Raw genomic sequence first — 4,385 nt, forward strand, 5'->3', positions numbered from 1 at the left:
TCACCCACACCACACCCCACACCAGCCTCTACCTCGAACTCGGCCCCGACCCCACCCTCGCCACCGCCACCCACCACACCCTCCACCACCACACCACCAAAAACCCCACCCACCAACCCACACCCCTCATCACCTCCACCCTCACCCACAAACAACCCGACACACACGCCCTCACCCACACCCTCGCCCAACTCCACACCGCCGGTATCGATATCGACTGGACCAGCTGGTACCCCACCACCCCCACCCCCCGCACCATCGACCTCCCCACCTACGCCTTCCACCACCAGCACTACTGGCTCGCCCCGCCCGTCCCGCGCGCCGACGGTCATCTCAACGGCCACCACCCGGCCGAGGCCAGGCTCTGGGACGCCATCGAGGAGCTCGACGTCGACGCCCTCACCAGCACACTCCAGCTGGACAAGGACAGCCCCGGCGTCGACGCGCTGCTGCCCGCGCTCCCCGTACTGTCGACCTGGCGGCGTCGGCACCGCGAACGGTCCACCATCGACTCCTGGCGCTATCGCGTCGCGTGGAAGCAGCTGCCGGACCCCGCCATCGCGCCTACGCTCAGCGGAACCTGGCTGCTGCTCGTGCCCTCCGGGCTGGCGGAACACCCGGCCGTCCACGCCACCGTCCAGGCGATGGACGCCCATGGCGCGGCCCATGAAGTCCTGTCGCTCGATGGCGCGGACGCCCGACGTGACGCCCTCGCCCGACTGCTCTCACACCTCCCCGACAGCAGCACACCCGAGGGCATTCTGAGTCTGCTCGCACTCGACCAGACGCCCCACCCCGACCACCCGGCCGTCCCCACCGGGCTGGCCGCGACGGCCGCCGTTGTCCAGGCCCTCAGCCAGACGTCGCTGATCGCGCCTCTGTGGTGTGTCACCCAGGGTGCGGTGGCCGCCACCGCCACCGATCCGCTCCCCCACCCGCGCCAGGCCCAGGTCTGGGGTATGGGCCGGGTCGCGGCGTTGGAACATCCTCACCTCTGGGGCGGTCTGATCGACCTCCCGGCCGACGTGGACGCCCGTACCCCCGCCCGTATCGCCGCCGTACTGGCGCCCGGCCAGCCCGAGGACCAGGTGGCGATCCGCGCCACCGCGCTGGCCCGCCGACTGGAGCGCGCCGCGTGCCCGGAGACCGCGCCCACCGCGTGGCGCCCCGCAGGTACGACCCTGGTCACCGGCGGCACCGGCGGTCTCGGCGCCCATGTGGCCCGCTGGCTCGCCCGCCAGGGCGCACCCCGTCTCCACCTCGTCAGCCGCTCCGGTCCCGACGCCGCCGGCGTCAGTCAACTCAGCGACGAACTGGCCGCGTTGGGGGCGGCCGTCACCGTCACCGCATGCGACGTATCCGACCGGGCCGCACTCCAGCACCTCCTCGGCACCATCCCCGCCGAACACCCCCTCACCGCCGTCGTCCACGCCGCCGGGCTCGCGGAGAACACCCCGTTCGCCGAGTTGGACCTGCCGGGGATCGAGGCGGTGCTGCGGCCCAAGGCGCTCGCGGCCACCCATCTCCATGAGCTCACCGAGGACCTCGACCTCAGTGCCTTTGTGCTCTTCTCGTCCGGCGCGGCGGCGTGGGGCGGTAGCCGACAGGCCTCGTACGCCGCCGCCAACGCCTATCTCGACGCCCTCGCCGAGCACCGCCGCGCCCGTGGCCTGCCCGCCACCAGCCTCGCCTGGGCGCCGTGGAGCGATGCGGGCATGGCCGCCGACGAGTCCGTCATCGACTACTACCGCCGGCGCGGGATGCGTCCGCTGGACACCGATCTCGCCATCGCCTCGCTCCAGCGCTCCTTGGACCACGGCGACACCACGATCACCATCGCGGACATCGACTGGGAGAGGTTCCCGGCCGGTTTCACCGCACAGCGGCCCAGCCCGCTGCTGTCCGACCTGGCCGCCACCGAGTCGCCGGGCGCCGAAGCCACCCCGGACGTCGACGCGGCGTTGAGCGGTTCGCTCCAGCGGCAGCTGGCCACCGGCTCCCCCGCCCAGCAGCATCAGCTCCTGCTCCATCACATCCAGACGCATGCCGCCGCGATCCTCGGCCATCCCACCATCGACGCGATCCCACCCGCCCAGCCGTTCCAGGAGCTGGGGTTCGACTCCCTCACGGCCGTCGAATTCGGGCATCGGCTCTCCGCCACCACCGGGCTCGACCTTCCGCCCACCCTGGTCTTCGACCACCCCACCCCCAAGGAGCTGGCCGACCATCTGCGCGAGCGGCTCGTCGAGGGGCAGCTGACCTCCGAGGGACATCTGCTGTCGGAGCTCGACCGGTGGGACGCGGTCTCGGAGCCATCGACGGTGGACGAGGCGGCCCGTCGCCGGATCACCGGGCGGCTGCGGCTGCTGCTGGCCAAGTGGAGCGACACGGAACGGGAAACGGAGCGTTCCGCGGCCCACAGCGAGCTCGAGACGGCGACGGCAGAAGACATCTTCGACCTCATCTCCGACGAGTTCGGAAAGTCCGACGAGCTCGGAAAGTCGTGAGCCCGATGACCCCCATCCTCCGCGACGCGCCAAGGAGCCTCCGCTAGATGTCGAACGAAGAGAAGCTGCTCGACCACCTCAAGTGGGTCACGGCCGAGCTGCGCCAGACCCGTGAGCGTCTGCGGGAGGCCGAGTCCGCCGAGCCGGAGCCCATCGCGATCGTGGGCATGGCCTGCCGTTATCCGGGCGGGGTGCGGTCGCCGGAGGAACTGTGGCGGCTGGTGCGGGACGGCGAGGACGCCGTATCCGGATTTCCCACGGACCGCGGTTGGGGCGTTGAGGAGCTGTTCGACCCGGATCCCGAAAGCTATGGCACGTCGTATGTGGACCAGGGCGGGTTCTGTTACGACGCGACCGAGTTCGACGCGGCCTTCTTCGACATCAGTCCCCGTGAGGCCCAGGCCATGGACCCCCAGCAGCGGCTGCTGCTGGAGACCGCGTGGGAGGCGTTCGAGCGCGCCGGGCTCAATCGGGCGTCGCTGGGCGGCAGCAACACCGGGGTGTTCGCCGGGGTGGGTTCGCATGACTACCTGTCGGTCATCGGCGACATCACCAGCGAGGTGGAGGGCTATGTCGGCCCCGGGAACCTCGGCAGTGTGGTGTCCGGGCGGGTGGCGTACTCGCTCGGGCTGGAGGGGCCCGCGGTCACGGTGGACACCGCGTGTTCCTCGTCGCTGGTCGCCATCCATCTGGCGTGCCAGGCGCTGCGCAACGGCGAATGCGATCTGGCCCTGGCCGGTGGGGTGGCCGTGATGGCGACGCCCGGCGCGTTCATCGAGTTCTCCCGTCAGCGCGGCATGGCCCCGGACGGCCGCTGCAAGCCGTTCGCGGCGGCCGCCGATGGCACCGGGTGGGGCGAGGGTGCCGGGTTGATCGTCCTGGAGCGCCTGTGTGAGGCGCGGCGCCGCAACCGCCGTGTCCTCGGGGTGATTCGGGGGTCCGCAGTCAACCAGGACGGGGCCAGCAACGGTCTCACGGCGCCGAACGGGCCGTCGCAGCAGCGGGTGATCCGGCAGGCCCTGGCCAACGCGCAGCTGTCCACCGCCGAGGTGGACGTGGTCGACGGACACGGCACCGGGACGACTCTCGGCGATCCGATCGAGGCGCAGGCGCTGCTGGCCACGTATGGCCAGGGCAGGCCGGAGAACCGGCCGCTGTGGCTGGGCTCCATCAAGTCCAACCTGGGGCACACCCAGGCCGCCGCCGGTGCGGCCAGTGTGATCAAGATGGTGATGGCGATGCGGCATGAGCTGCTGCCCGCCTCGCTGCACATCGACGAACCGACGCCGCACGCCGACTGGGCGTCGGGTGCGGTGCGGCTGCTGACCGAGCCGGTTCCCTGGCCGCGTGGGGAGCGTCCGCGCCGGGCCGGTGTGTCCGCGTTCGGGATCTCCGGTACGAATGCCCATCTGATCCTGGAGCAGGCACCCGAACCCGCCGAAACGCCATCCGCCCCGATGGTGCCGACCGACACCGACAGCGACGGTGCCCCGGTGGGTGGTGTGGTCCCGTGGGTGGTCTCCGGGCGCGGCACCGAGGCCTTGCGCGGTCAGGCACGCGCACTGGCCGAACGAGTGACCGCCAACCCCGACGCAACACCGACGGACATCGGCTGGTCGCTGATCACCACCCGGTCCGTCTTCGACCACCGCGCCGTCATCGTCGCCCAACACCGCCACGAACTCCTGACCGGACTCAACGCCCTGGCCACCGGCGACACCCACCCCACCATCATCCAACCAACCACCACCACCAGCGGCGGCACCGGACCAGTCCTGGTATTCCCCGGCCAAGGCTCCCAATGGCTCGGCATGGGCGCCGGACTCCTGAACACCTCACCCGCCTTCGCCACCCGCGTCGCCGAATGCCAACAAGCCC

2 protein-coding genes are annotated in these 4,385 nt (G+C 71.2%); both read left to right on the forward strand.

Translation table 11 applies throughout. The features are described from left to right. Positions 1 to 2,507: SDR family NAD(P)-dependent oxidoreductase (locus tag ABD329_RS47275; protein WP_344318193.1), on the forward strand; the 2,507-nt coding region annotated here is incomplete at its 5' end. A gap of 47 nt (positions 2,508 to 2,554) precedes the next feature. After that, positions 2,555 to 4,385, forward strand: a 1,831-nt coding sequence (locus ABD329_RS47280; RefSeq protein ID WP_344318194.1) for a type I polyketide synthase, incomplete at its 3' end; no start/stop codon positions are given.

The organism is Streptomyces javensis (genome assembly GCF_039525925.1).
Classification (GTDB): Bacteria; Actinomycetota; Actinomycetes; order Streptomycetales; family Streptomycetaceae; genus Streptomyces; species Streptomyces asiaticus.